Origin of the sequence: Shinella oryzae (genome assembly GCF_023038235.1) — a bacterium.
GTDB classification, from domain to species: Bacteria; Pseudomonadota; Alphaproteobacteria; order Rhizobiales; family Rhizobiaceae; genus Shinella; species Shinella sumterensis.
This window is the reverse complement of sequence record NZ_CP081987.1, coordinates 2,958,125-2,979,790: the sequence shown is the minus strand read 5'-3', so window position 1 is coordinate 2,979,790 and position 21,666 is coordinate 2,958,125. Positions and strand designations below refer to the sequence as shown.

The window sequence follows — 21,666 nt, the reverse complement described above, 5'->3', positions numbered from 1 at the left end:
TTCAGTCCTTGATTTCGAGGAGGCCGGCGGCCGTCGTCTCGTCCGTGATGAGGATGCCGACGAACTTTCCGCGCAGGGCGGCGTGGATGGCCTGGACCTTCTGGATGCCGCCGGCCGCCGCCACGACCTTTTCGGCGCGCGAGAGCCCCGCGAGCTTCACGCCGATCACCCGGTCGTGCAGGGGCAGGTCGAGCGCTTCGCCGCGCTCGTTGTAGAACTGGCAGAGGATATCGCCGACCGCGCCCTTGCGGCGCAGCGGCTCCACCTCGTCGGGGCTGACATAGCCGGCCCGCACCACCGTCGAGGCGGCGGAAAGCTCGCCGATACCGACGAGCTGGTAGGTGGCGTTGAGCGCCATGTCGAGCAGGTTCGCGACGGCCGGTTCGGAGGAAAGATTGCGCGCCACGTCCGGGTCGCGCACGACGAGCGGTGCCGGCACCAGATGCACGCCGCTGCCCCAATTGGCCGTGCGCATGCCGTCCACATAGGTGCTGACGCCGCCGGTGAGGCTGACGAGGCCGATATTGCGCTCGTTGGCGAGATGGCCGAGGCGCTGGATCGTGTTGGAGACGGTGGCGCCCCAGCCCACCGCCAGCAGGTCATCGGTCTGGAGGCGCTGCATCAGGAACTGCGCGGCGGCCTGACCGAGGCGATCGCTCGGATCCTGGTCGGGCAGCTGCGGCACGACATAGGCCTCGAGCAGCCCGTAGCGTTCCTTGATCTGCCGTTCGAGGGTGAGGCAGCCCTGATAACGCGAGTTGATGCGCACCTGGATGATGCCGGAACGGCGGCCGCTTTCGAGCAGGCGCGACACCTTGATGCGCGACATGTTCAGCTTTTCGCCGATCTCGTTCTGCGTCAGTCCGTCGTTGTAATAATACCAGGCGATGCGGGTGAGGATTTCCTCGTCCGTATCGGCATAACTCCATTCCCCGTTATCCGTCGCCATCAAGCGCCCTTTCGGTCATTTTCTGATCATTTGAATAACAAAAAAACTTTTGATACGTCAACGCATCGCGGCGGCTAAAAATTCTTCGCGCGGGCAATGCATTGATTTTCGCCGAGAAATCATATTTTGCAGTGCAATATCGCACGTTTGCAGCGACACCGCGCGCCTTGAGCATATTGACGGCCTTCGGTCACTATGATCACATGATTGCCGTGAATTACATATGAACAGGTGCAGAATGACGGATCAAGCGGCGACCGGGAGGGTCGCGCAGCTGACGGATATCTGGAAGTCCTACGGTGCCGTCCCGGTGCTGAAGGGCGTTTCGCTCGCCTTGCAGGCAGGGGAGGTGCATGCGCTTCTCGGCGGCAACGGTGCGGGCAAGTCGAGCCTCATGAAGATCATGTCGGGCGTCATTGCGGCCAATTCCGGCGCAATCGAGATCAACGGCCGGCCGCTCACCCAGGCCTCGCCGGCACTTGCGCAGGAGCTTGGCCTCTATCTGGTGCCGCAGGAAGCGCATATCCTGCCCAACCAGAGCGTTCTGGAAAACATCTGCCTCGGTCTTTCCGCCTCGCCGCGGGCGTTGCGCCCGCGTGTCGCGCAGCTGGTGGCGGAGCTTGCGGTGTCGCTCGATCTCGATGCGCAGGCCGCGGCACTTGAGATCGCCGAGCGGCAGATCGTCGAAATCCTGCGCGGCCTCGTGCGCGATGCGCGCGTGCTCATCCTCGACGAACCCACCTCGGCGCTGACACCCTTCGAGACGAATGCGCTGTTCCAGCGGGTGCGCAAGTTGCAGGCGCAGGGCGTCGGTATCTTTTTCATCTCGCACAAGCTGCGGGAAATCCGCGAAATCTGCCGCACGATCAGCGTTCTGCGCGACGGCGTCATCGTGCTGTCCGGTCCGCTCGACAGCTACAGCGATGCCGAGATCATCGATGCGATGAGCCGGGTTCAGATCAACGAGGCCTCCGGCAAGGACCGCACCGGCCGCAAGGTCTCGCAAATCGGCCAGCCGCGTCTCAGCGTGCGCGGCCTGAGCGGCGAGGGCTTCCGCGATATCAGCCTCGATGTCCGGGCGGGCGAGATCCTCGGCCTTGCCGGCGTCGTCGGCGCGGGCCGCACCGAATTCGCCGAAACGCTGTTCGGCCTGCGTCCCCAGACGGCGGGCAGCGTCGTCTTCGACGGCGCCGAGATGAAGAAGCGCTCGCCGCGTGTGTGCATCGACCGCGGCCTCGTCTACCTGCCGGAGGACCGCCAGCAGCACGGCCTCTTTCTGGAAGCGCCGCTGTTCTGGAATGTCTCGTCCTATCTCGTGCACCGCCTGCCGTTCTTCCTGCGCCCGGGCGCCGAGCGCAAGGTCTTCGACACGTTCCGGTCCTCCATGGGCATCAAGTGCACCGGACCCGGACAGGAGGCGCGTGGCCTTTCGGGCGGCAACCAGCAGAAGGTTCTGCTGGCGAAGTGCTTGTCGGCCCAGCCGAAGGTGCTGATCCTCGACGAGCCGACGCGCGGCGTCGACGTTGCGGCGCGCAACGATATCTACGATCTCATCCGCGAGCTTGCCGCCGAGGGCGTCGCCATCATACTCATCTCCTCGGATTTCGACGAGATCGAGCAGCTTGCCGACCGGGTGGAGGTCATGGCGTTCGGCCAGTCCGGCGGGGCGCTTACGGACAATATCTCGGTCGACGCCATCGCCCGGCTTGCCTTCGGCGCTTCGGAGGCCCGTCATGCTTGATCTTTTCGCACGCAACCGCGTTGCAACGCTCATCGTCGTGCTTACCGTCGCCTATGCGGCGATCGGCGCGGCCGCGCCCGGCTATCTCTCGGGCGCCACCGCCGCCGTGGTCATCTCCAACAGCCTCGTCTTGATGCTGATTTCGCTCGGCACGATGATCGTCATCCTGACGCGCAACATCGATGTGTCCAGCGGTTCGGTACTGGGGCTCAGCGCCGCCGTGCTGGGCCTCTCGCTCAATGCCGGCGCCGGCCTGCCGCTCGCCATCGTCTTCTGCCTGATGACCGGTGCCGCCGCCGGCGCCTTCAACGGGCTGATGGTCGCCTATCTCGGCATCCCCTCCATCGTCGCCACGCTCGGCACGCTCGGCCTTTATCGCGGCATCATGCTGGTGCTGACGGGCGGGCGGTGGATCGAGGACCTGCCGCAGGGCCTGAAGGCGCTGGCCGGCAATCTCGGCTTCGGCTTCTCGGCGCTGACCGTCGTCGTGCTTCTTCTCGTCGCGCTCGCCTGGTATTTCCTGCGCAAGACGCGCTTCGGCCGCTATTTCTACGCCGTCGGCGACAATCGCGCCGCCGCGCACCATCTCGGCGTGCCGGTCCGGCGCGTTCAGTTCACGGCCTTCGTCGCGACGGGCCTTTGCGCCGCCCTTGCCGGCCTCGTCTTCGCCGCGCAGATCGGCTTCATTCCCAACCAGGCCGGCAACGGTGTCGAGCTGAAGGCGATCGCCGTCAACGTGCTCGGCGGTGTCAGCCTGCTCGGCGGCACCGGCTCGGTCGCCGGCGTGTTTTCCGCCGTCATCTTCATCACGTCGATCGACAGCGCGCTCGTCTTCCTGAAGATCCCGGCCTACTGGAACGACTTCATCGCCGGCGCCATCCTGCTTTCGGTGCTTTTGCTCGACGGGCGCATCCGCCAGATCATCGACCGGCGCATCCGTGCCCGCCGCTACGCCGTGCATGAGCGCAGCCCTGTCCCATCCGATGAAACGACAACGGCACAGACCGTGGAGGCGGGCCGATGAAAAAGCTGATCTTCCGCTGGGAGACCGCGCTCCTCGTCATGCTGGTCGCCGAACTCGTCATCTTCGGCATCATCAATCCGCGCTTCCTCAATGTCGCGAACCTGATCTACGGCACCTCGGATTTCGTGCAGATCGGTATCGTCGCCCTGCCGCTCACCCTGGTCATCATCGCCGGCGGCATCGATGTGTCCTTCGCCTCGGTGATCGGCCTTGCCGCCATCGTCTTCGGTGTCGCCACCTTCTACGGCGTGCCGCTGCTGCTCTCGATTGCGCTGGCGCTTGTCGCCGGTGCGCTCTGCGGGCTGCTCAACGCTACCGTCATCCACCTGTCGAAGATCCAGCCGCTCGTCGTGACACTCGGCAGCCTCTATCTCTTCCAGGGCACTGCGACGGTCGCGTCGGGTCTTGTCGGCGCGGGCGGCTATGAGGGCATCGGCAACTTCCCGGATGCCTTCAACGCCTTCGGCTATGCCCAGATCCTCGGCCTGCCGGCGCCGCTCGCGCTGTTCCTTGTGCTCGCGCTGGTGCTGATCGTGCTTTTGCACTTCACGCGTTTCGGCCGCGCCGTCTTCCTGTCCGGCCAGTCGGAAAGTGCGGCACGCTTTGCCGGCATCCCGGTCGGACGCGTGCAGACCATCACCTATGTCATCACCGGCGTTTCGGCCGCCATCGCCGGTCTCGTCATGTCGGCCTATTTCGGTTCGGCCCGCGTGGACCTCGGTTCGGCGACGCTTCTGCCGGCGGTGACGGCCGCCGTGCTTGGCGGGGCCTCCATCTATGGCGGCCAGGGCTCCATCCTCGGCACGCTGATCGCCACCTTCGTGATCGGCTACCTGCAGCAGGGCCTGCAGGCCACCGGTGTGCCCAGCCAGATTTCCAGCGCACTTTCGGGAGGGTTGCTGGTTGTCGCGGTCGCATTGCGCCACGGAAGCGCCATGCTAGCCGATTTCATCGCCGTCGCCCGGCAACAGAAAAAATCCCGGGCGGCAGTCACTTCAGGAGGAGAATGATAATGATCAAGTCCATGTTGAAATCCGGTGCTCTGGCCGCCGCGCTCGTTGCCGGCACCATGCTCGCCTCGGGCACGGCCCATGCCGAAAACCAGATCGCCTTCATCCCCAAGCTGGTGGGTGTCGGCTTCTTCACCTCCGGCGGCGCCGGCGCGACGAAGGCGGGCGAGGAGCTCGGCGTGAAGGTCACCTATGATGGCCCGACGGAACCCAGCGTTTCCGGCCAGGTGCAGTTCATCAACAACTTCGTCAACCAGGGCTACAATGCGCTGGTCGTCTCCTCCGTCTCGCCGGACGGCCTGTGCCCGGCGCTGAAGCGCGCCATGGACCGCGGCGTGCTCGTGATGACCTGGGACAGCGACGTCAACCCGGATTGCCGCAGCTACTACATCAACCAGGGCACGCCCGAGCAGCTCGGCGGCCTGCTCGTCGACATGGCGGCCGAAGGCGTGACGAAGGAAAAGGCCAAGGTCGCCTTCTTCTATTCCAGCCCGACCGTGACGGACCAGAACGCCTGGGCAGAAGCCGCCAAGGCGAAGATCGCCAAGGAGCATCCGGGCTGGGAAATCGTCACCACCCAGTACGGCTATAACGACGCGCAGAAGTCGCTGCAGACGGCCGAAAGCATCCTGCAGACCTATCCGGATCTCGACGCGATCATCGCGCCCGATGCCAATGCCCTGCCGGCCGCCGCGCAGGCCGCGGAGAACCTGAAGCGCGCCGAAGGCGTCACCATCGTCGGCTTCTCCACGCCCAACGTCATGCGCCCCTATATCGAGCGCGGCACCATCCAGCGCTTCGGCCTGTGGGATGTCACGCAGCAGGGCAAGATCTCGGTCTATGTCGCCGATCATGTCCTGAAGAACGGCCCGATGAAGGTCGGCGACAAGCTGGAAATCCCCGGCGTCGGCACCGTCGAAGTCTCGGCCAACAAGGTGCAGGGCTACGACTACGAAGCCGACGGCAATGGCATCATCCTGCTTCCCGAGCGCACGGTCTTCACCAAGGACAATATCGCCAACTTCGACTTCTGATCCCGCATACGCGGCGGGCGGCTTCGGCCGCCCGCCGTATCCATTCGAAAAAACAGGACGATACGCATGAAAAGCCGCTGGAACGACGAGACCGCAGCCCGTTACGTGGAGGCCGCGCTGGCGGCAGGGCAGAGCGAGGCGCTCGGCCTTCGCATCTATACCTCCCGCATCATCGGCGGTGATCCCGATCTCGTGCTGCATGGCGGCGGAAACACTTCCGTCAAGGTCACGTCGGCGACGGGCGAGGCGCTGATGCATATCAAGGGCAGCGGCTGGGACCTCGACACGATCGAGGCGCCGGGCCTGCCGGCCGTGCGTCTCGAACCATTGCTGGAAACCCGCAATGGACCCAGGCTTTCCGACCCCGATATGGTGTCGCTGCTGCGCGCCAGCCTGATCGATGCTGACGCGCCCAATCCGTCCGTCGAGGCGCTGCTGCACGCCTTCCTGCCCTTCGCCTTCGTCGACCATACCCATGCGACGGCCATCCTGGCGCTGGCGGACCAGCCGGACATGCGCGAGACGGTCCGGCGCATCTATGGCGAGCGGCTCGCCTATGTGCCCTATGTCATGCCGGGCTTCGACCTTTCCATCGTCGCCGACCGCATCTATCGCGAGCATCCGGGCTGCGAGGGCCTCTGGCTGGAGAACCACGGCCTCTTCACCTTCGCCGACGATGCCCGCGCCTCCTACGAACTGATGATCGAATTCGTCACCATGGCCGAGCAGGAGCTTGCCCGGAAGGGCGTGGCGCTCTCCGGCCCACAGCCCAGCGACGGCCCGGAGGACATGGCGCTGAGGGCGCGGCTGGAGGCGGCGCTTGTCCGTGACGGCTCGCCTTTCGCAAAGGGCGTCTTCCTGGATTATCGCTCCACCGCCGCCATCCGCGCCCATGCGGGTAAGGCCAATGTGGAGGAGATCGGCCTGCGCGGCACGGTGACGCCCGATCACGTCATCCGCATCAAACCGTGGCCGATGGTCATCGAGGCCGATGCGGGTGCCGCCGCGATCGATGCGGCGCTTGCCGCCTATGCCGAGCGCTACCGCGCTTATTTCGCGCGCAACGCCACGCGCACCAGCGAGCCGAAGCAGATGCTCGACGTTTATCCGCGCGCCGTTCTCGTCAGGAACAATGGGGTCTACGCGCTGGGTGCGAGCGCCAAGGCCGCCGCGATCGGCGGCGATCTCTGCGAGCAGGCGACACGCGCCATCAATGCCGCCGAAGCCTATGGCCGCTTCACCCCCATCGGCGAGGCCGACCTGTTCGACATGGAATACTGGTCGCTGGAGCAGGCCAAGCTGAAGGTCGGCGCGGCGTAGCATCGCAAGCCCGTCGAATGCGTTGCCGTGAGGCCCTTGACCTTCTAGGACAATCGACCTAAAGCTAATTAGGTCGATTGTCCTAATGCGTTTTCGGGCTTCCCCGATTGCGCCATGGCCTGGAGGGTGGATCGTTGGGGGCTGGTGAAACACGCAGTCTGATCGTGGCCGCAGCCGACCGGCTCTTCTACGAGCGGGGCTATGAGGCCACGTCCTTTGCCGACATCGCCGAGGACGTCGGCCTGTCGCGCGGGAATTTCTATTATCACTTCAGGACAAAGGACGAGATTCTCGAGGCCGTGATCGGCCGGCGCATGGATAACACGCGCGCTTTGCTGGAGCGTTGGGAACAGGATGCGGACGCCCCTGTGGAGCGTATCCTTCGCTTCGTCGATATCCTCATCGCGAACCGGTCCAGGATCATGGAGCATGGATGCCCCGTCGGCACGCTCTGCACCGAACTGGCGAAGCTCGACCATGCCGCACACAATGACGCAGCCGAACTGTTCACGCTATTCCGGGACTGGTTGGCGCGGCAGTTCTCCAATCTCGGGCGCGCGGCGGATGCCGATGCGCTGGCCCTTCACCTTTTGATGCGCAGCCAGGGGGTCGCTACACTCGCCACGGCTTTCCGTGACGAGAAATTCATCCGCCGTGAGGTCGCCGACATGGAGGCCTGGCTGCTTGCGCAATGCCCGGCCGCTGCCCCCCCGTTCCAACTGATGGAGACATCATGTTCGTCATAACGCTTCGATTTGCCGACAAGACCAAGGCCGGACCGCTGATGGAGAGCCACAATGCCTGGATCAGCCGCGGCTTCGACGAGGGCGTCTTCCTGCTGGTCGGCAGCCTCCAGCCGGCCGCCGGCGGCGCGATCCTCGCGCATAACGCCTCGCGGGCTGAGATCGAGGCCCGCGTGCAGGAGGATCCGTTCGTTGTGGAAGGCGTCGTCCAGGCCGAGATCCTGGAGGTTTCGCCCGGTCGCCTCGATGAGCGGCTCGCCTTTCTGAAAGCCTGACGCCTCCCAAGAGGTGTCGTCGTGCATGCGAAATGTGCTAATGGCGCGCCATGAACTCGTATTCGGAAGATGCGCCGGTCTATCATCCGCCGCTGGAGCCCTATCTGTCGCTGCTTCACCGCGATGCCGACCTGCTCGTCTATGACAAGCCGAGCGGACTGCTTTCGGTGCCCGGACGGCATCCCGCGCTGCAGGACAGCCTGCTGACACGGGTGCAGGCGTCGTCGCCGCAGGCGCTGATCGTGCATCGGCTGGACAAGGACACCTCCGGCGTCGTCGTCTTCTCGCGCAATCGCAAGGCCCATGCCTTCGTGGCGCAGCAGTTCGAGGCGCGCACCACGCGCAAGTCCTATGTGGCCGTGGTCTGGGGGCGGGTCGCTGACGAGGCGGGCGAGATCGACCTGCCGCTGGCGATCGACCCCGAGAACAAGCCGCGGCACCGCGTGGATTTCGAAAACGGCAAGCCGGCCCGCACGCGCTTTGAAGTGATGGCGCGCGGCGAGACCACGACACGGTTGCGGCTCTTTCCGCTGACCGGCCGCACCCATCAGCTGCGGGTACACATGAAAGCGCTCGGCCATGTCATCCTCGGCGATGAATTCTACGCGGACGGTCTTGCGCTTTCGAGCGTGAACCGCTTGCATCTGCATGCGGAGGAACTGGGCTTCCGCCATCCCGATGGCTCGGAGGTCACTTACCGGGCTCCCGTTCCCTTCTGAGACCGACAGCGTGCAGAAACTCGAAAAATCGCCATTGATCGTCGATTTCGTCGGTGGAGCCGTCGGCCACCGCTTCCGTTCGGGTGAAGGGCGCGGGCAGGGGCTGGCGAAGGCCGCGGGCTTTTCCGCCGGCGTCACGCCGGACATCGTGGATGCGACGGCGGGCCTGGGGCGGGATGCGTTTCTGCTCGCATCGCTCGGCGCGCGGGTCACGCTCATCGAGCGGTCCGAACAGATGCATGCGCTGCTTGCGGAGGGAATCGAACGAGCGAAAGCGGAAGGCGGGCGCTATGCCGAGACGGTCGCGCGCATGACACTGATCCACGGCGATTCTCGCGAGTTATTGGCGGGACTGGCGCCGCAGGTCGTGCTGATCGACCCGATGCATCCGCCGCGCGACAAGACGGCGCTGGTGAAGAAGGAGATGCGACTGATCCGCGATATCGTCGGCGCCGATCCCGATGCCATGGAGCTGATGCAGGCCGCGCTCGAAGCCGCGCAGAACCGCGTCGTGCTGAAATGGCCCCTGCGCGCCGAACCCATGGCGGGCGTACGCAAGCCCTCCCACCAGATCATCGGAAAGAGCACGCGCTACGACGTGTTCGTCAAGGCGAAGATCGCCGCGCCGAAGAACTAGGCGGGCTCGGCCCCGGATTGTGCGGTTTGCCGTGACGAATGCGTGGACTTTTTGCGCTGCGTCATGGCATAGGGCTGGCACACGACGAGGCCCGTTTCCATGATCCGCATCGAGAATATCAGCAAGTCCAACAGCCATCGCATCCTCTTCATCGAGGCGGCCGCTGCGCTCAATCGCGGTGAGAAGATCGGGCTTGTCGGGCCGAACGGCGCCGGCAAGACGACGCTGTTTCGCATGATCACCGGGCAGGAGCAGCCGGACGAGGGGCAGGTCTCCGTCGAGAAGAACGTCTCGATCGGCTATTTCAGCCAGGATGTCGGCGAGATGGCGGGCCGCAGCGCCGTCACCGAGGTGATGGACGGGGCAGGGCCGGTCAGTTCAGTCGCCGCCGAACTGCGCGAACTCGAGGCCGCCATGGTCGATCCTGATCGCCTCGACGAGATGGACGAGATCATCGAACGCTACGGCGAGGTGCAGGCGCGCTACGAGGAACTCGACGGCTACGGGCTGGAAAGCCGGGCGCGCGAGGTTCTGGCGGGCCTGAGCTTCAGCGAGGAGATGATGGACGGCGACGTCGGCAAGCTCTCCGGAGGCTGGAAGATGCGCGTGGCGCTTGCCCGCATTCTTTTGATGCGCCCCGACGTCATGCTGCTCGACGAGCCGAGCAACCACCTCGATCTGGAAAGCCTGATCTGGCTGGAGCAGTTCCTGAAAAACTACGACGGCGCGCTTCTCATGACCTCGCACGACCGCGAGTTCATGAACCGCATCGTAACGAAGATCATCGAGATCGACGCCGGCTCGCTCAACACCTATTCGGGTGATTACGGCTTCTACGAGCAGCAGCGCGCGCAGAACGAAAAACAGCAGCAGGCGCAGTTCGAGCGCCAGCAGGCGATGCTCGCCAAGGAGATCAAGTTCATCGAGCGCTTCAAGGCGCGTGCCTCCCACGCCGCGCAGGTGCAGAGCCGCGTGAAGAAGCTCGACAAGATCGAGCGCGTCGAGCCGCCGCGGCGGCGCCAGACCGTGATGTTCGAGTTCCAGCCGGCGCCGCGCTCCGGCGAGGACGTCGTGAACATCCGCAACATCGACAAGAGCTACGGAAGCCGTGCGATCTACCGGGATTTCAGCTTCCTCATCCGCCGGCGCGAGCGCTGGTGCGTGATGGGCGTCAACGGCGCGGGCAAGTCGACGCTGCTGAAGCTTGTCGCAGGTGCCGCGGAACCTGATAGCGGCAGCGTGACCGTCGGCGCGAGCGTCAAGGTCGGCTATTTTGCACAGCATGCGATGGATCTGCTCGATGGCGACCTGACGGTGTTCGAATGGCTGGAGGCGGAGTTTCCGCGGGCCGGCCAGGGGCCGTTGCGCACGCTGGCCGGCTGCTTCGGCTTTTCCGGCGACGACGTCGAAAAGAAGTGCCGGGTGCTGTCCGGCGGCGAGAAGGCGCGTCTGGTGATGGCGGCGATGCTGTTCGATCCGCCGAACTTCCTCATCCTCGACGAGCCGACGAACCACCTCGACCTCGACACGAAGGAAATGCTGATCAAGGCGCTGTCGGACTATGAGGGCACCATGCTCTTCGTCTCGCACGACCGCCACTTCCTCGGCGCGCTGTCGAACCGGGTTCTGGAACTCAACGGCGACGACGTGCACCAATATCCGGGCGGCTATACGGAATATGTCGCGCAGACGGGCCAGGAGGCGCCGGGCCTGCACGGCTGAGCTATCGGCTGGCGGCGCCTGCCTGTCAGGCGCCCTTGCCGTGGTACTGTTCGTCCGTCACCTTTTCCAGCCAGGTTACCGGCGAGCCGTTCTCGGCTTCGGCGATGGCGACATGGGTCATGGCGGTCCTGTCGGTGGCGCCGTGCCAGTGCTTCTCGCCGGGCGGAAACCACACGACATCGCCCGGACGGATTTCCTCGATCGGGCCGCCCTCGCGCTGCGCCCAGCCGAGGCCGGCGGTGACGATGACGAGCTGGCCGAGGGGGTGGGTGTGCCAGGCGGTGCGCGCGCCGGGTTCGAATGTCACGATCGCGCCGCCGGCGCGACCCGGCGCTTCCGCCTTGAACGGCGTGTCGAGGCGCACATTGCCGGTGAAGTAATCCGCAGGGCCCGATGTGGAGGGGCTGGTGCCATTACGTCTGATATCCATGGCTGTCTCCGATTCGCTGCCGCTATCCTACACGCCGGACGGGCCACGATCACTGGCGCGGTCGCCGCGGAGCCTCTATGAGAACGGCGACGGGTTTGAAGGCGGGTGAGCGATGGGCAAGCGGATCGGGATCGTCGGCGGCGGGCCGGCCGGGCTGATGGCGGCGGAGGTGCTGTCGGCGCGCGGCCATGCGGTCACCGTGCTGGAGGCGATGCCCACCATCGGGCGGAAGTTCCTGCTTGCCGGCAAATCCGGCCTGAACCTCACCCACGCGGAGCCCTACGACCGCTTCGTCACTCGTTTCGGGGCCGCCAATGAACGGTTGCGGCCGGCACTCGATGGTTTTACGCCGCAGGATATGCGGGCCTGGGCGCAGGGCCTCGGTACGGAAACCTTCGTCGGCACGTCCGGTCGTGTCTTCCCGACGGTGATGAAGGCCTCGCCGCTGCTGCGCGCCTGGCGCGCGCGGCTCGAGGCGCAGGGCGTCGACATCCGCGTGCGCCATCGCTGGACCTGTTTTGTGCCGGGCGGGCTTTCGGTCGAGACGCCGAAAGGGCCCGGGACCATGGCCTTCGATGCGGTGATGCTGGCGCTCGGCGGTGCGAGCTGGCCACGGCTCGGTTCGGATGCCGGCTGGGTCGACATGCTTGCCGCGAAGGGCGTGGCAATGGCGCCGTTCCGTCCGGCCAATTGCGGTTTCGACGTGGACTGGTCGGCCTTTTTCACGGAGAAATTCGCCGGGGCGCCGGTCAAGGGCGTGACGGCGCAGTCGGCGGCCGGCATCATTCCGGGCGAGTTCGTGATTTCGAAGACGGGCGTGGAAGGCAGCCTGATCTATGCGCATGCCGCGGTGCTGCGCGATGCGCTGGAGGAGACGGGGGCGGCGACGCTGATGCTCGACCTGGCGCCCGGCCGCAGCGTCGAGCGACTGGAATGCGATCTCGCGCGGCAGGGCGGCAAGGCAAGCTTCTCCAGCCGGCTGCGCAAAGGCGCGGGGCTCGACGGCGTGAAGGCGGCGCTCCTGCGCGAAGGTTTTGCCGATAGCGCGGCACTCTCCCCCGCCGCGCTGGCGGCCGCCATAAAGGCGGTGCCGGTCCGGCTCGTGCGGCCGCGCCCGATCGCCGAGGCGATTTCATCGGCCGGCGGTGTCGCATTCGATGCCATCGACGCGGCCTTCATGCTCAAGGCGCTGCCGGGGGTCTTCGTCGCAGGCGAAATGCTCGACTGGGAGGCCCCGACCGGGGGCTACCTCCTGACCGCCTGCCTTGCAAGCGGACGCGCGGCGGCAAACGGTCTGGATCGCTGGCTTTCGGGCCTCAAAGACGCATTTGAGGGTGCTCCCGCCGGCTAGCGGAGGCTTTCGCTTGCCGCGTGGCAATTTCGACGCACTGGATGTCGCGAACCGGAAGGAGTCGCGGCAAGCGACAGCGTAGCTTTTGGCCATTCCAGGGGCTTGCACTGTCGCCAACCACCTGAAATATGCGCCAAGCCGTCGTTGCGGCCTCAGACAGGGGATTGCCGGGGCCACGCGCGCCGGCCGAACATGAGAAAAGAACCGATGACCAGCCACGTCCTGACCGTTTCCTGCCAATCGACCCGCGGCATCGTTGCTGCGATCACCGGCTATCTCGCCGAGAAGGAATGCAACATCGTCGACAGTTCGCAGTTCGACGATCTGGAGACCGGCCTGTTCTTCATGCGCCTGACCTTCACCAACGAGGGCGATGTGCCGGAGGAGGACATCACGGCAGGCTTCGCGCCGGTCGCCAAGCCCTTCGACATGAACTACCAGTTCCATTCGAGCGAGGAGCGCATGAAGGTGCTGCTCATGGTCTCGCGCTTCGGCCATTGCCTCAACGACCTGCTCTACCGCTGGAAGATCGGCGCGCTGCCGATCGACATCGTCGGCGTCGTCTCCAACCACTTCGATTACCAGAAGGTCATCGTCAATCACGACCTGCCCTTCTACCACATCAAGGTGACGAAGGAGAACAAGCCGCAGGCCGAGGCGCGCCTGATGGAAGTGGTCGAGCAGTCCGGCGCCGAACTCATCGTTCTCGCCCGCTACATGCAGGTGCTTTCGGATGCCGTCTGCAAGAAGATGTCGGGCCGCATCATCAACATCCACCACTCGTTCCTGCCGTCGTTCAAGGGCGCCAACCCCTACAAGCAGGCCTTCGAGCGTGGCGTGAAGCTGATCGGTGCGACGGCGCACTACGTCACGGAGGATCTTGACGAGGGTCCGATCATCGAGCAGGACGTCGCGCGCATCACGCATGCGCAGTCGGCGGAGGACTATGTGTCGATCGGCCGTGACGTCGAAAGCCAGGTCCTGGCGCGCGCCGTGCACGCCCACATCCATCACCGCGTCTTCATGAACGGCAACAAGACCATCGTCTTCCCGCCGAGCCCGGGCTCCTACGCTTCCGAGCGCATGGGGTGATTGAAGCCACCAACACAAAAAAGCCGGCGGAAACGCCGGCTTTTTTGTTGGTTTAAAGACCGAAGGCATCCTTGAACTGATACCACCAGGAGCCGATGGTGGAATATTGCGCGCGGAACATGCGCCCGCCGGGGAAGGGGATCCACGGCAGCTTCTCGAACTGGCTGAAGCGTGACAGGTCGCCATGGATCGCTTCGCTCAGGATCTTGCCGAAGAGATGCGAGCCGGTGACGCCGTGGCCGCTATAGCCGTGGGCGAAATAGGTGTTCTTGCCGATCTTGCCCATCTGCGGCACGCGGGAGAAGGACAGGGCGAAATTGCCGCTCCAGGCGTAGTCGATCTTCACGCCCTTGAGCGAAGGGAAGACCTTTTCAAGGTTCGGGCGGATCTTTGCGCGGACATCGGCGGGGTCGGTGCCGCCATAGACGGTGCCGCCGCCGAAGATCATGCGCTTGTCGGCCGACAGGCGGAAATAATCGAGGATGTAGCGCACGTCCTCCACGCACATGTCGGAGGGGATCAGCGCATCGGCGCGCTCGCCGAGCGGTTCGGTGGCGATCATCTGGGTCGAGACCGGCATGACGCGCGAGACGAGCTTCGGCACCACATGGCCGAGATAGGCATTGCCGCAGAGCACGGCCGTGTTGGCCGTCACGCTGCCCCTGGCCGTATGGATGACCGGCTTTTCCGCCTCGTGCTCGACGCGCACGACGGGCGACTGCTCGTAGATCACGCCGCCGAGCGATTCCAGTGCCGCCGCCTCGCCGAGCGTGAGGTTGAGCGGGTGCATGTGGCCGCCGGTCGTGTCCAGCATGCCGCCGATATAGGCGTCGGTGTTGACGAGCTTGCGCATCGCCGCCTTGTCGAGCATCTGGTGATCGTTCATCCCGTAGCTCGCCCACAGCGCCTTCTTGTGCTCCAGCTCCTTCATGTGGGCGGGCGTGTAGGCGGCGTAGATATTGCCGTCCTTCAGATCGCACTCGATGCCGTATTGCGAGACGATCCGGCGGATGATCCTGCCGCCCTCCTGCACGAGGCTGCCGACGAAGGCGCCCGCCTCGTCGCCGTAGCGCCGCTTGATCGTGTCGAGGCTGGCGTTGAGGCCGTTGACGATCTGGCCGCCGTTGCGCCCCGAGGCGCCCCAGCCGACGCCCGCACCTTCCACGACCACGACCTTGTAGCCTTTTTCCGCAAGGTGGATGGCGGTGGACAGGCCGGAATAGCCCGCACCGAGCACGGCGACGTCCGCGGTCACGGCGCCTTCCAGCACCTTGGGCGTGCGGATGATGTTGCGCGAGGCGGCGTAATAGCTGTCGGGATAGGCGCCGTTGCCGGCATAGGACGCGGTGTTTGCCATCAGACGATTTCCAGGTAGGCGCTGAATTCGAAGTCGGTCACCTGTTCGGCGAAACCGGCGATTTCCTGCCGCTTGCAGGCGATCAGCATGGAGCGGAGATCCTGGTCGAAGATCTCCGAGACGATCGAGCCATTCTCGAAGGCCGTCACGGCCGAGCCCCATTCGGAGGGAATGCGCGGCAGCTGGGACTGGTAGGCGCGGCCCGAGACGGGTGCCGGCGGCTCCCACTTGTTGCGGATGCCGACGAGGGCGGCGCCGAGGATGCCGGCCATGACGAGATAGGGATTGGCGTCGGCGCCGGCCACGCGATGCTCGATGCGCCGCGCCTTGTTGTTACCGCCGGGAATGCGGATGGCGGCGGTGCGGTTCTCGTAGCCCCAGGAGATGGAGGTCGGCGCGTGCGTGTCGGGGCGAAGGCGGCGATAGGAATTGAAATGCGGCGCAAAGAGCAGCGTCGATTCCGCCATGCCGCGCGTCAGGCCCGCCACGGCATGCTTCATGATGTCCGATCCTTCGGGCGTGCCGTCGTCGAAGACGTTGTTGCCGTCGGCGTCGACAAGGCTGAAATGCATGTGCATGCCGCTGCCCGAGCGCATGCCGTAGGGCTTGGCCATGAAGGTGGCGGCAAAGCCGTGCTTGCGCGCCACGCCCTTGATGATGCGCTTGAAGAACAGCGCGTCGTCGGCGGCCTTCAGCGGATCGTCGGAATGGATGAGGTTGATCTCGAACTGGCCGATGCCGTTTTCGGCGACGGCCGAATCCGCCGGCACGTTCTGCCGCTCGCATTCCGCATAGACGTCCGAGAAGAACTGGCCGAAATCGTCGAGCTCGTCGATGGACAGGATCGCGTCGGAATCGAGCCGCTTGCCGGTATAGGGCGAGATCGGCGGCTCGGCGTGGTCGGGCTCGGCGTCGATTAGGTAGAATTCCATCTCGGAGGCGACGACGGGCTTGAGGCCCAGGTCGTGATACTGGCGCACGATATTGGCGAGCGCCTGGCGCGGATCGGCAAGGAAGGGCTCGCCGTTTTCCTTGAACAGCCACAACGGTACCACGGCGGACGGTTTCAGCGTCCAGCTCACCGGCAGCGCGCCGCGGCCGGTCGCCGCGCAGATGCCGTCCATGTCGCCCGAAGCGAAGACGTGGCTCGAGCCGACGATATCCTCGCCCCAGACATCGACGCCGACGATGGACAGCGGCATGCGGATGCCGCCCTTCAGCACCTTCTCGGCCTGTCCGACGGGAACACGCTTGCCGCGCAGAATGCCGTTGAGGTCGCAGACGACGGCCTGGATGCTTTCCACGCCATCGGCATTGATCAGCCATGCGGAATCTTCGCTCAAGGTCATGGTTCCCCTTCCATATCACATAATTATTTTTGTGATCACATTTTTGAAATATGCACACTTTCTTGTCACGGGTCAAGCTGCTAGAAACTGTGACAAGGGATCGAACAGCACCCGGCAGCCTGGCACAGGAGGAATGGATTGGGCAACTTGGCGCTTGAGCCGCTGGACCGGCCGGACGGCATGACAACGCATGAATATGCGCACCGGCGCCTGCGCCAGGCGATCATGGTGGGCTCCATCCGGCCCGGTGAATCGCTGACGATACGGGGCATCGCCGAGGCTATGGAATCGAGCCCGACGCCCGTGCGCGAGGCGCTGCGCCGGCTGTCCTCGGAAGGAGCGCTCAGGGTGCTGGACAACCGGCGCATCATGGTGCCGCGCATGACGGCGGACCGGTTCAGTGAACTCGTCTCGCTCAGGGCTGTGCTGGAACAGCATGCCGCCCGCCGCGCCGTGCCGCACATCACCGAACGCCGCATCGACCGGCTCGAGGAGATCGATAAGGCGCAGGACGAGGCCATCGCCCGCAAGGACAACGGCACGGCGCTGTTGCTGAACCAGGAATTCCACCGCACGCTCTACACGGCCAATCCCGAGCAGGTGATCATGCCGATGGTGGAAAGCGTGTGGCTGCAGCTCGGGCCCTTCCTCGGCATCGCCATGGAGCATGTCGCCCAGCTTTACTTCGTCGATCGTCACCAGGAAGCGATCGCGGCGCTGCGCAAGCGCGATGCCGACGGCGTGGCCGCGGCCATCAAGGCGGATATTTCCGAGGGTATCGGCGGTTTCGAGCGTTCGGCGATCGAAAACCTGCTGCGGCTCGCCGGGCAGTAGCGCTAGACGACGGTCACGCCGTCGCCGCATGCCACGCGGCCCGTGTCCACCACGTTCGCCAGCACCCCGAAACCGCCGCCGCCATGCCGGGCGATCGCGTGCAGGACGTCCTTGTCGAAGGGGATGCCGGGCTGGCCGAGCGCGGTGAAGGCGCATCGAGCACAGGGTTCGGTGATCTCCACCGTCGCATTTCCAAGCGAGAGCCGACGGCCGACAAGCCTCTGCTCGGCGAAATCGGCATCGTCGTCATCGGTCGCGATCAGGATGTTCGGCCGGAACCGGCGGACATCCAGGACCGCTTGTGGCAGCAGGGCCTGAAGGCGCGCGAGCGAGGATGTCGTCAGGATGTGCAGGTGGCCGCGCTCGTAGCGCGGTGCGGCTTCCGTGCCGAAGGGCAGGAAGCGCACGGGAAATCCGAGATGGCCGGAGGCGGCTTCGTCGGCCTGCGGCGAGGGCGCGGCATGCCAGACCGCGCCACCGCGGCTGATCTCAAGCCCGCCTGCGCCGAGCCGCGAGAAAAGATCGGGCACGGGCCGCCAGCGTCGCGCGCTTTCAGGTGCTGCGGCTTCCAGGCTGCCTATGTCGAAGAGGCCCCATTGCCGGTCCCCGGCGACACCGCCATCGTCGAGATCCGCGGCCTCGAGCCGTTCGCCCATGAGCGAGCTTACGGGGTAGCGCCAGAGTTCGCGCACGGTACCGAACCGCATGCCGTTTCCTTTCCGTGCCGATCGGATGCGACGCTATCGCCACATTCGCCTGGTGTCGACCGTCGTCGCCCACGGCGCTTTACCGCGGCCGGGCGGCTTGCATCGCGCGTTCGGGCCATGCAATGGATCGACAAGCGTGGCTATCGACGAAGGGGCGGGTGCATGAAGACGGATGTCATCGTTCTCGGTGCGGGCGTGGTGGGCATTTCGACCGCGATCCATCTGGCGCGGCGCGGCAAGTCCGTGGTGCTGGTCGACCGGCGCGGCGCGGCGGAAGAGACCTCCTACGGCAATGCCGGGCTCATCCAGCGCGAGGGCGTGTTTCCCTATGGTTTCCCGCACGATTTCGGTGCGCTGTTCCGCTATGCGCTGAACAACACGATCGACGCGCATTACCATCCCTCGGCCATTCCCGGCATCATTCCGTTCCTCGCCCGCTACTGGTGGCATTCGGGCTTTCGCCAGCACCAGAGCATCGCCCATCTCTATGCGCCGCTGATCGAGAACTCGATTTCCGAGCATGCCGACCTCATCGCGGCCTCCGGTGCCGAGGACCTCATCCGCAAGGACGGCTGGATGAAGGTTTTTCGCACGGAGAAGGAGCGCGACAAGGCCTATGCGGATGCGGAAAAGCTTTCCGCCAATTTCGGCGTCAACCACCAGAAGCTGACGACGGCGGACGTGGCGGCGGCCGAACCGTCAATCCGGGCCGATCTCACCGGCGGCCTGCGCTGGACCGATCCATGGTCGATCCTCGATCCGCAAGGTCTTCTCAAGCGCTACCTTGCCTATTTCCAGTCGCTGGGCGGGCAGCTGAAGGCGGGCGACGCCGCGACCATCGAGCATGTGCTGGAAGGCGAAGGCTGGCGCATCGCGACCCCCGAGGGGCCGCTGGAGGGCAGGGAGGTCGTCGTGGCGCTCGGTCCCTGGGCCGATACGGTGACACGCAAGCTCGGCTACCGCTTCCCGCTCGCCGTCAAGCGCGGCTACCACATGCATTACGGCGCGCAGGACGGGGCAAGCCTCAACAACTGGGTGCTGGATGCCGAGCGCGGCTATTTCCTCGCACCGATGAACCAGGGCATCCGCCTTACCACAGGAGCGGAATTCGCCCGACGCGACACGCGCAAGACGCCGGTGCAGCTGCGCCGGGCGGAAAAGGTGGCGCGCGAATTCTTCCCGCTTGCGGAACGCCGCGACGAGGAGCCGTGGATGGGCTCGCGCCCCTGCACGCCCGACATGATGCCCATCATCGGCAAGGCCCCGCGCCATGCCGGCCTCTGGTTCGCCTTCGGCCACGCCCATCACGGCATGACGCTCGGGCCGATCACCGGCCGCGTGCTGGCCGAGAAGATGCTGGGCGAGCGCACCGTCATCAATATCGGCCCGTACCGGCCGGAGCGCTTCATCGCCTGATGGCGGTGATGTGAAGGCGGAAGCGCCGTGAAGGGAAGACGTCTGGGCAAAGGGTGCTGGCCAAGCAGGCTGATTTGCCGCTGCCGCCTACCCCACCCACCGTCATCCTCGGGCTTGACCCGAGGATCCACACCTCACGGCACGTCTTGAGTTTTGTGGCATGGATCCTCGGGTCAAGCCCGAGGATGACGAAAGAGAGGTGGTGCGCTTCCGTCGGGACCGTTCCCACCTGTACCACTGTCTTCCTACCGCCTTATCCGCGTCGACAGGATGATCGACGACAGCGTGCGCTCAACGCCCTCGATTTCACCGATGCGGTCGATCAGGTGGTCGAGTTCGGCGATTGACGTCGCCTCCACGATGGCGATCAGATCGAAGCTGCCGCTGACCGAGTGCAGCGTGCGCACGGCCGAGATGGCGTGCAGTTCCGTCGTGATTCGCGCCAGCGTCTTCGGCGCGATGGTGATGAGCACATGGGCCTTCACCATGCCGCTCTCATAGGCGTCGGAGAGTTTCACGCCGTAGCCGGCAATGACCCCGTCCCGTTCCAGCCGGTCGATCTTCGCCTGCACCGTCGTGCGGGACAGGCCGAGCCTGCGGGCGATGGTCGCCGTCTGCTCACGGGCGTTCTCGCTGAGGATGGCGAGGAGTTCGCGATCCTTGGCGCCTAGCGTCGAAATGCTCATCTTCACCGTCATTCTGCCGATACTAGTCATGTATTATGTCATGTATGGCGCTTTAAATCGACGGGTCCCGCCTCCAAAATGTGTGCATCAGTTCATGCCGGAGGGAAATCACATGAAGGACATCGTCGTCATCGGCGCAGGCAAGATCGGTTCGACCATCGCGCGCATGCTGGCTCACAGTGGAGACTACCGCGTCACCGTCGCGGACCGCTCGGAAGATCAGCTTGCCGGCATCGAACGCCACGCTGCCGTCGCGACCAAGGTCGTCGACATCGCTGACGCGGCCGCGATGAAAGCCCTCCTGTCCGGCAAGTTCGCCGTTCTCTCGGCTGCGCCGTACCACCTGACCGTTGCGATCGCCGAAGCGGCTGCCGCTGCCGGCGTGCACTATCTCGACCTCACCGAGGATGTCGAATCCACGCGCCAGGTCAAGCGCATCGCCGAAAACGCCAAAACGGCCTTCATTCCGCAGTGCGGGCTGGCGCCGGGCTTCATTTCCATCGTCGCCAACGATCTCGCCAGCCGCTTCGACACGCTCGAAAGCGTGCGCATGCGCGTCGGCGCGCTGCCGCAGTATCCGTCCAACGCGCTGAACTATAACCTGACCTGGAGCACGGACGGCGTCATCAACGAATATATCGAGCCCTGCGAAGCTATCGTCGAGAGCGCGCTGATCGAGGTTCCGGCGCTGGAAGAGCGCGAGGAATTCTCGCTCGACGGCGTGACCTACGAGGCCTTCAACACGTCGGGCGGCCTAGGCACGCTGTGCGAGACGCTGAAGGGCAAGGTGCGCACGCTGAACTACAAGACGATCCGCTATCCCGGCCATGCCGCCATCATGAAGGCGCTCCTGAACGACCTCGGCCTGCGCCATCGCCGCGACGTCCTCAAGGACATCTTCGAGAACGCGTTGCCGACCACCACGCAGGATGTCGTCATCATCTTCGTGACGGTTTCGGGCCGCAAGGGCGGGCGCCTGATCCAGGAAACCTATGCCAACAAGGTCTACAGCGCGCCCGTCGCCGGCACCCTGCATTCCGCCATCCAGATCACGACGGCCGGCTCGATCTGCGCGGTGCTCGACATGCTCGCCGACGGCACGCTGCGCGCCGAGGGCTTCGTGCGCCAGGAGGAAATCGCGCTCGACGCTTTCCTCGCCAACCGCTTCGGCCATCATTACGCCCAGGAGCAGCACGGCGCCCGCGCCGCCTGATTCTCCGAAGACTTCAGACGCCTCGGCCTCAAAAAGGGCCGGGGTGTTTTCGCATCT

At 65.1% G+C, this 21,666-nt stretch carries 22 protein-coding genes; 15 read left to right on the top strand and 7 right to left on the bottom strand.

Annotated elements, in window-relative coordinates:
• Position 1: 1 nt before the first annotated feature.
• Together K6301_RS14505 and K6301_RS14500 are read right to left on the bottom strand one after the other, a co-directional pair.
• Entirely contained in the window at positions 2–949 is a 948-nt protein-coding gene (locus K6301_RS14505; RefSeq protein WP_134648389.1) for a sugar-binding transcriptional regulator, read from the bottom strand.
• Positions 936–1,124 (bottom strand): hypothetical protein, encoded by a 189-nt coding sequence (locus tag K6301_RS14500; protein ID WP_247217912.1) that lies wholly within the window; start codon positions 1,122–1,124, stop codon positions 936–938. The genes K6301_RS14505 and K6301_RS14500 overlap by 14 nt, the downstream gene beginning before the upstream one ends.
• 63 nt (positions 1,125–1,187) lie before the next feature.
• Between K6301_RS14500 and lsrA the strand changes: the two genes are divergently transcribed.
• From lsrA to K6301_RS14450, 10 genes are all read left to right on the top strand, one after another.
• Positions 1,188–2,690, top strand: a complete 1,503-nt coding sequence (gene lsrA / locus K6301_RS14495; protein ID WP_247217910.1) for an autoinducer 2 ABC transporter ATP-binding protein LsrA — start codon at positions 1,188–1,190, stop codon at positions 2,688–2,690.
• Entirely contained in the window at positions 2,683–3,714 is a 1,032-nt protein-coding gene (gene lsrC, locus K6301_RS14490; protein ID WP_247217908.1) for an autoinducer 2 ABC transporter permease LsrC, read from the top strand. Before lsrA ends, lsrC begins: the two co-directional genes overlap by 8 nt.
• A complete protein-coding gene (locus K6301_RS14485; RefSeq protein WP_247217906.1) occupies positions 3,711–4,724 on the top strand; it encodes an ABC transporter permease subunit in 1,014 nt (337 codons plus the stop codon). The genes lsrC and K6301_RS14485 overlap by 4 nt, the downstream gene beginning before the upstream one ends.
• Positions 4,725–4,726: 2 nt before the next feature.
• Entirely contained in the window at positions 4,727–5,758 is a 1,032-nt protein-coding gene (gene lsrB / locus K6301_RS14480; protein WP_247217904.1) for an autoinducer 2 ABC transporter substrate-binding protein LsrB, read from the top strand.
• Positions 5,759–5,824: 66 nt separating this feature from the next.
• Positions 5,825–7,078 carry a class II aldolase gene (locus K6301_RS14475; protein ID WP_247217902.1) on the top strand — a complete coding sequence of 418 codons (1,254 nt, stop codon included), beginning with the start codon at positions 5,825–5,827 and terminating at the stop codon, positions 7,076–7,078.
• 134 nt (positions 7,079–7,212) lie between these two features.
• Positions 7,213–7,824, top strand: coding sequence for a TetR/AcrR family transcriptional regulator (locus K6301_RS14470; protein ID WP_247217900.1), 612 nt, complete (start codon positions 7,213–7,215; stop codon positions 7,822–7,824).
• Positions 7,812–8,096, top strand: coding sequence for a YciI family protein (locus tag K6301_RS14465; RefSeq protein WP_247217898.1), 285 nt, complete (start codon positions 7,812–7,814; stop codon positions 8,094–8,096). The genes K6301_RS14470 and K6301_RS14465 overlap by 13 nt, the downstream gene beginning before the upstream one ends.
• 50 nt (positions 8,097–8,146) lie before the next feature.
• Positions 8,147–8,815 (top strand): RluA family pseudouridine synthase, encoded by a 669-nt coding sequence (locus K6301_RS14460; protein ID WP_247217896.1) that lies wholly within the window; start codon positions 8,147–8,149, stop codon positions 8,813–8,815.
• A 10-nt stretch (positions 8,816–8,825) separates the two neighbouring features.
• Entirely contained in the window at positions 8,826–9,452 is a 627-nt protein-coding gene (locus K6301_RS14455) for a class I SAM-dependent methyltransferase (protein ID WP_247217894.1), read from the top strand.
• Between the two features lie 99 nt (positions 9,453–9,551).
• On the top strand, positions 9,552–11,174 hold the full coding sequence (locus K6301_RS14450; protein WP_247217892.1) for an ABC-F family ATP-binding cassette domain-containing protein: 1,623 nt from the start codon (positions 9,552–9,554) through the stop codon (positions 11,172–11,174).
• A gap of 25 nt (positions 11,175–11,199) precedes the next feature.
• Here K6301_RS14450 and K6301_RS14445 read toward each other — a convergent pair whose 3' ends face one another.
• The gene (locus K6301_RS14445; RefSeq protein WP_134648371.1) at positions 11,200–11,604 is read right to left on the bottom strand and encodes a (R)-mandelonitrile lyase; all 405 of its coding nucleotides are present in this window, start codon (positions 11,602–11,604) and stop codon (positions 11,200–11,202) included.
• A 112-nt stretch (positions 11,605–11,716) separates the two neighbouring features.
• Here K6301_RS14445 and K6301_RS14440 point away from each other — a divergent pair, with 112 nt between their 5' ends.
• Together K6301_RS14440 and purU are read left to right on the top strand one after the other, a co-directional pair.
• The gene (locus tag K6301_RS14440; RefSeq protein WP_247217890.1) at positions 11,717–12,955 is read left to right on the top strand and encodes a TIGR03862 family flavoprotein; all 1,239 of its coding nucleotides are present in this window, start codon (positions 11,717–11,719) and stop codon (positions 12,953–12,955) included.
• Positions 12,956–13,162: 207 nt separating this feature from the next.
• Complete coding sequence (gene purU, locus K6301_RS14435) at positions 13,163–14,047, top strand: formyltetrahydrofolate deformylase (RefSeq protein ID WP_247217888.1); 885 nt, start codon at positions 13,163–13,165, stop codon at positions 14,045–14,047.
• A 52-nt stretch (positions 14,048–14,099) separates the two neighbouring features.
• On the opposite strand, the gene K6301_RS14430 is transcribed toward purU, so the two are convergent.
• Together K6301_RS14430 and K6301_RS14425 are read right to left on the bottom strand one after the other, a co-directional pair.
• The gene (locus tag K6301_RS14430; protein ID WP_247217886.1) at positions 14,100–15,404 is read right to left on the bottom strand and encodes an NAD(P)/FAD-dependent oxidoreductase; all 1,305 of its coding nucleotides are present in this window, start codon (positions 15,402–15,404) and stop codon (positions 14,100–14,102) included.
• On the bottom strand, positions 15,404–16,753 hold the full coding sequence (locus K6301_RS14425) for a glutamine synthetase family protein (RefSeq protein WP_247217884.1): 1,350 nt from the start codon (positions 16,751–16,753) through the stop codon (positions 15,404–15,406). Before K6301_RS14425 ends, K6301_RS14430 begins: the two co-directional genes overlap by 1 nt.
• A 138-nt stretch (positions 16,754–16,891) precedes the next feature.
• Between K6301_RS14425 and K6301_RS14420 the strand changes: the two genes are divergently transcribed.
• On the top strand, positions 16,892–17,587 hold the full coding sequence (locus K6301_RS14420) for a GntR family transcriptional regulator (protein ID WP_134648363.1): 696 nt from the start codon (positions 16,892–16,894) through the stop codon (positions 17,585–17,587).
• A 2-nt stretch (positions 17,588–17,589) separates the two neighbouring features.
• On the opposite strand, the gene K6301_RS14415 is transcribed toward K6301_RS14420, so the two are convergent.
• Positions 17,590–18,294, bottom strand: a complete 705-nt coding sequence (locus K6301_RS14415; protein WP_247217882.1) for an MOSC domain-containing protein — start codon at positions 18,292–18,294, stop codon at positions 17,590–17,592.
• A gap of 162 nt (positions 18,295–18,456) precedes the next feature.
• Here K6301_RS14415 and K6301_RS14410 point away from each other — a divergent pair, with 162 nt between their 5' ends.
• On the top strand, positions 18,457–19,710 hold the full coding sequence (locus K6301_RS14410) for an NAD(P)/FAD-dependent oxidoreductase (protein ID WP_247217881.1): 1,254 nt from the start codon (positions 18,457–18,459) through the stop codon (positions 19,708–19,710).
• Positions 19,711–19,955: 245 nt separating this feature from the next.
• Here the strand turns inward: K6301_RS14410 and K6301_RS14405 are convergent, their stop codons facing one another.
• The gene (locus K6301_RS14405; protein WP_247217879.1) at positions 19,956–20,426 is read right to left on the bottom strand and encodes an Lrp/AsnC family transcriptional regulator; all 471 of its coding nucleotides are present in this window, start codon (positions 20,424–20,426) and stop codon (positions 19,956–19,958) included.
• Positions 20,427–20,508: 82 nt separating this feature from the next.
• Here K6301_RS14405 and K6301_RS14400 point away from each other — a divergent pair, with 82 nt between their 5' ends.
• Positions 20,509–21,609: a saccharopine dehydrogenase family protein gene (locus K6301_RS14400; protein ID WP_247217877.1), complete on the top strand. Its 1,101-nt coding sequence runs from the start codon at positions 20,509–20,511 to the stop codon at positions 21,607–21,609.
• The last annotated feature ends 57 nt before the right edge of the window (positions 21,610–21,666 follow it).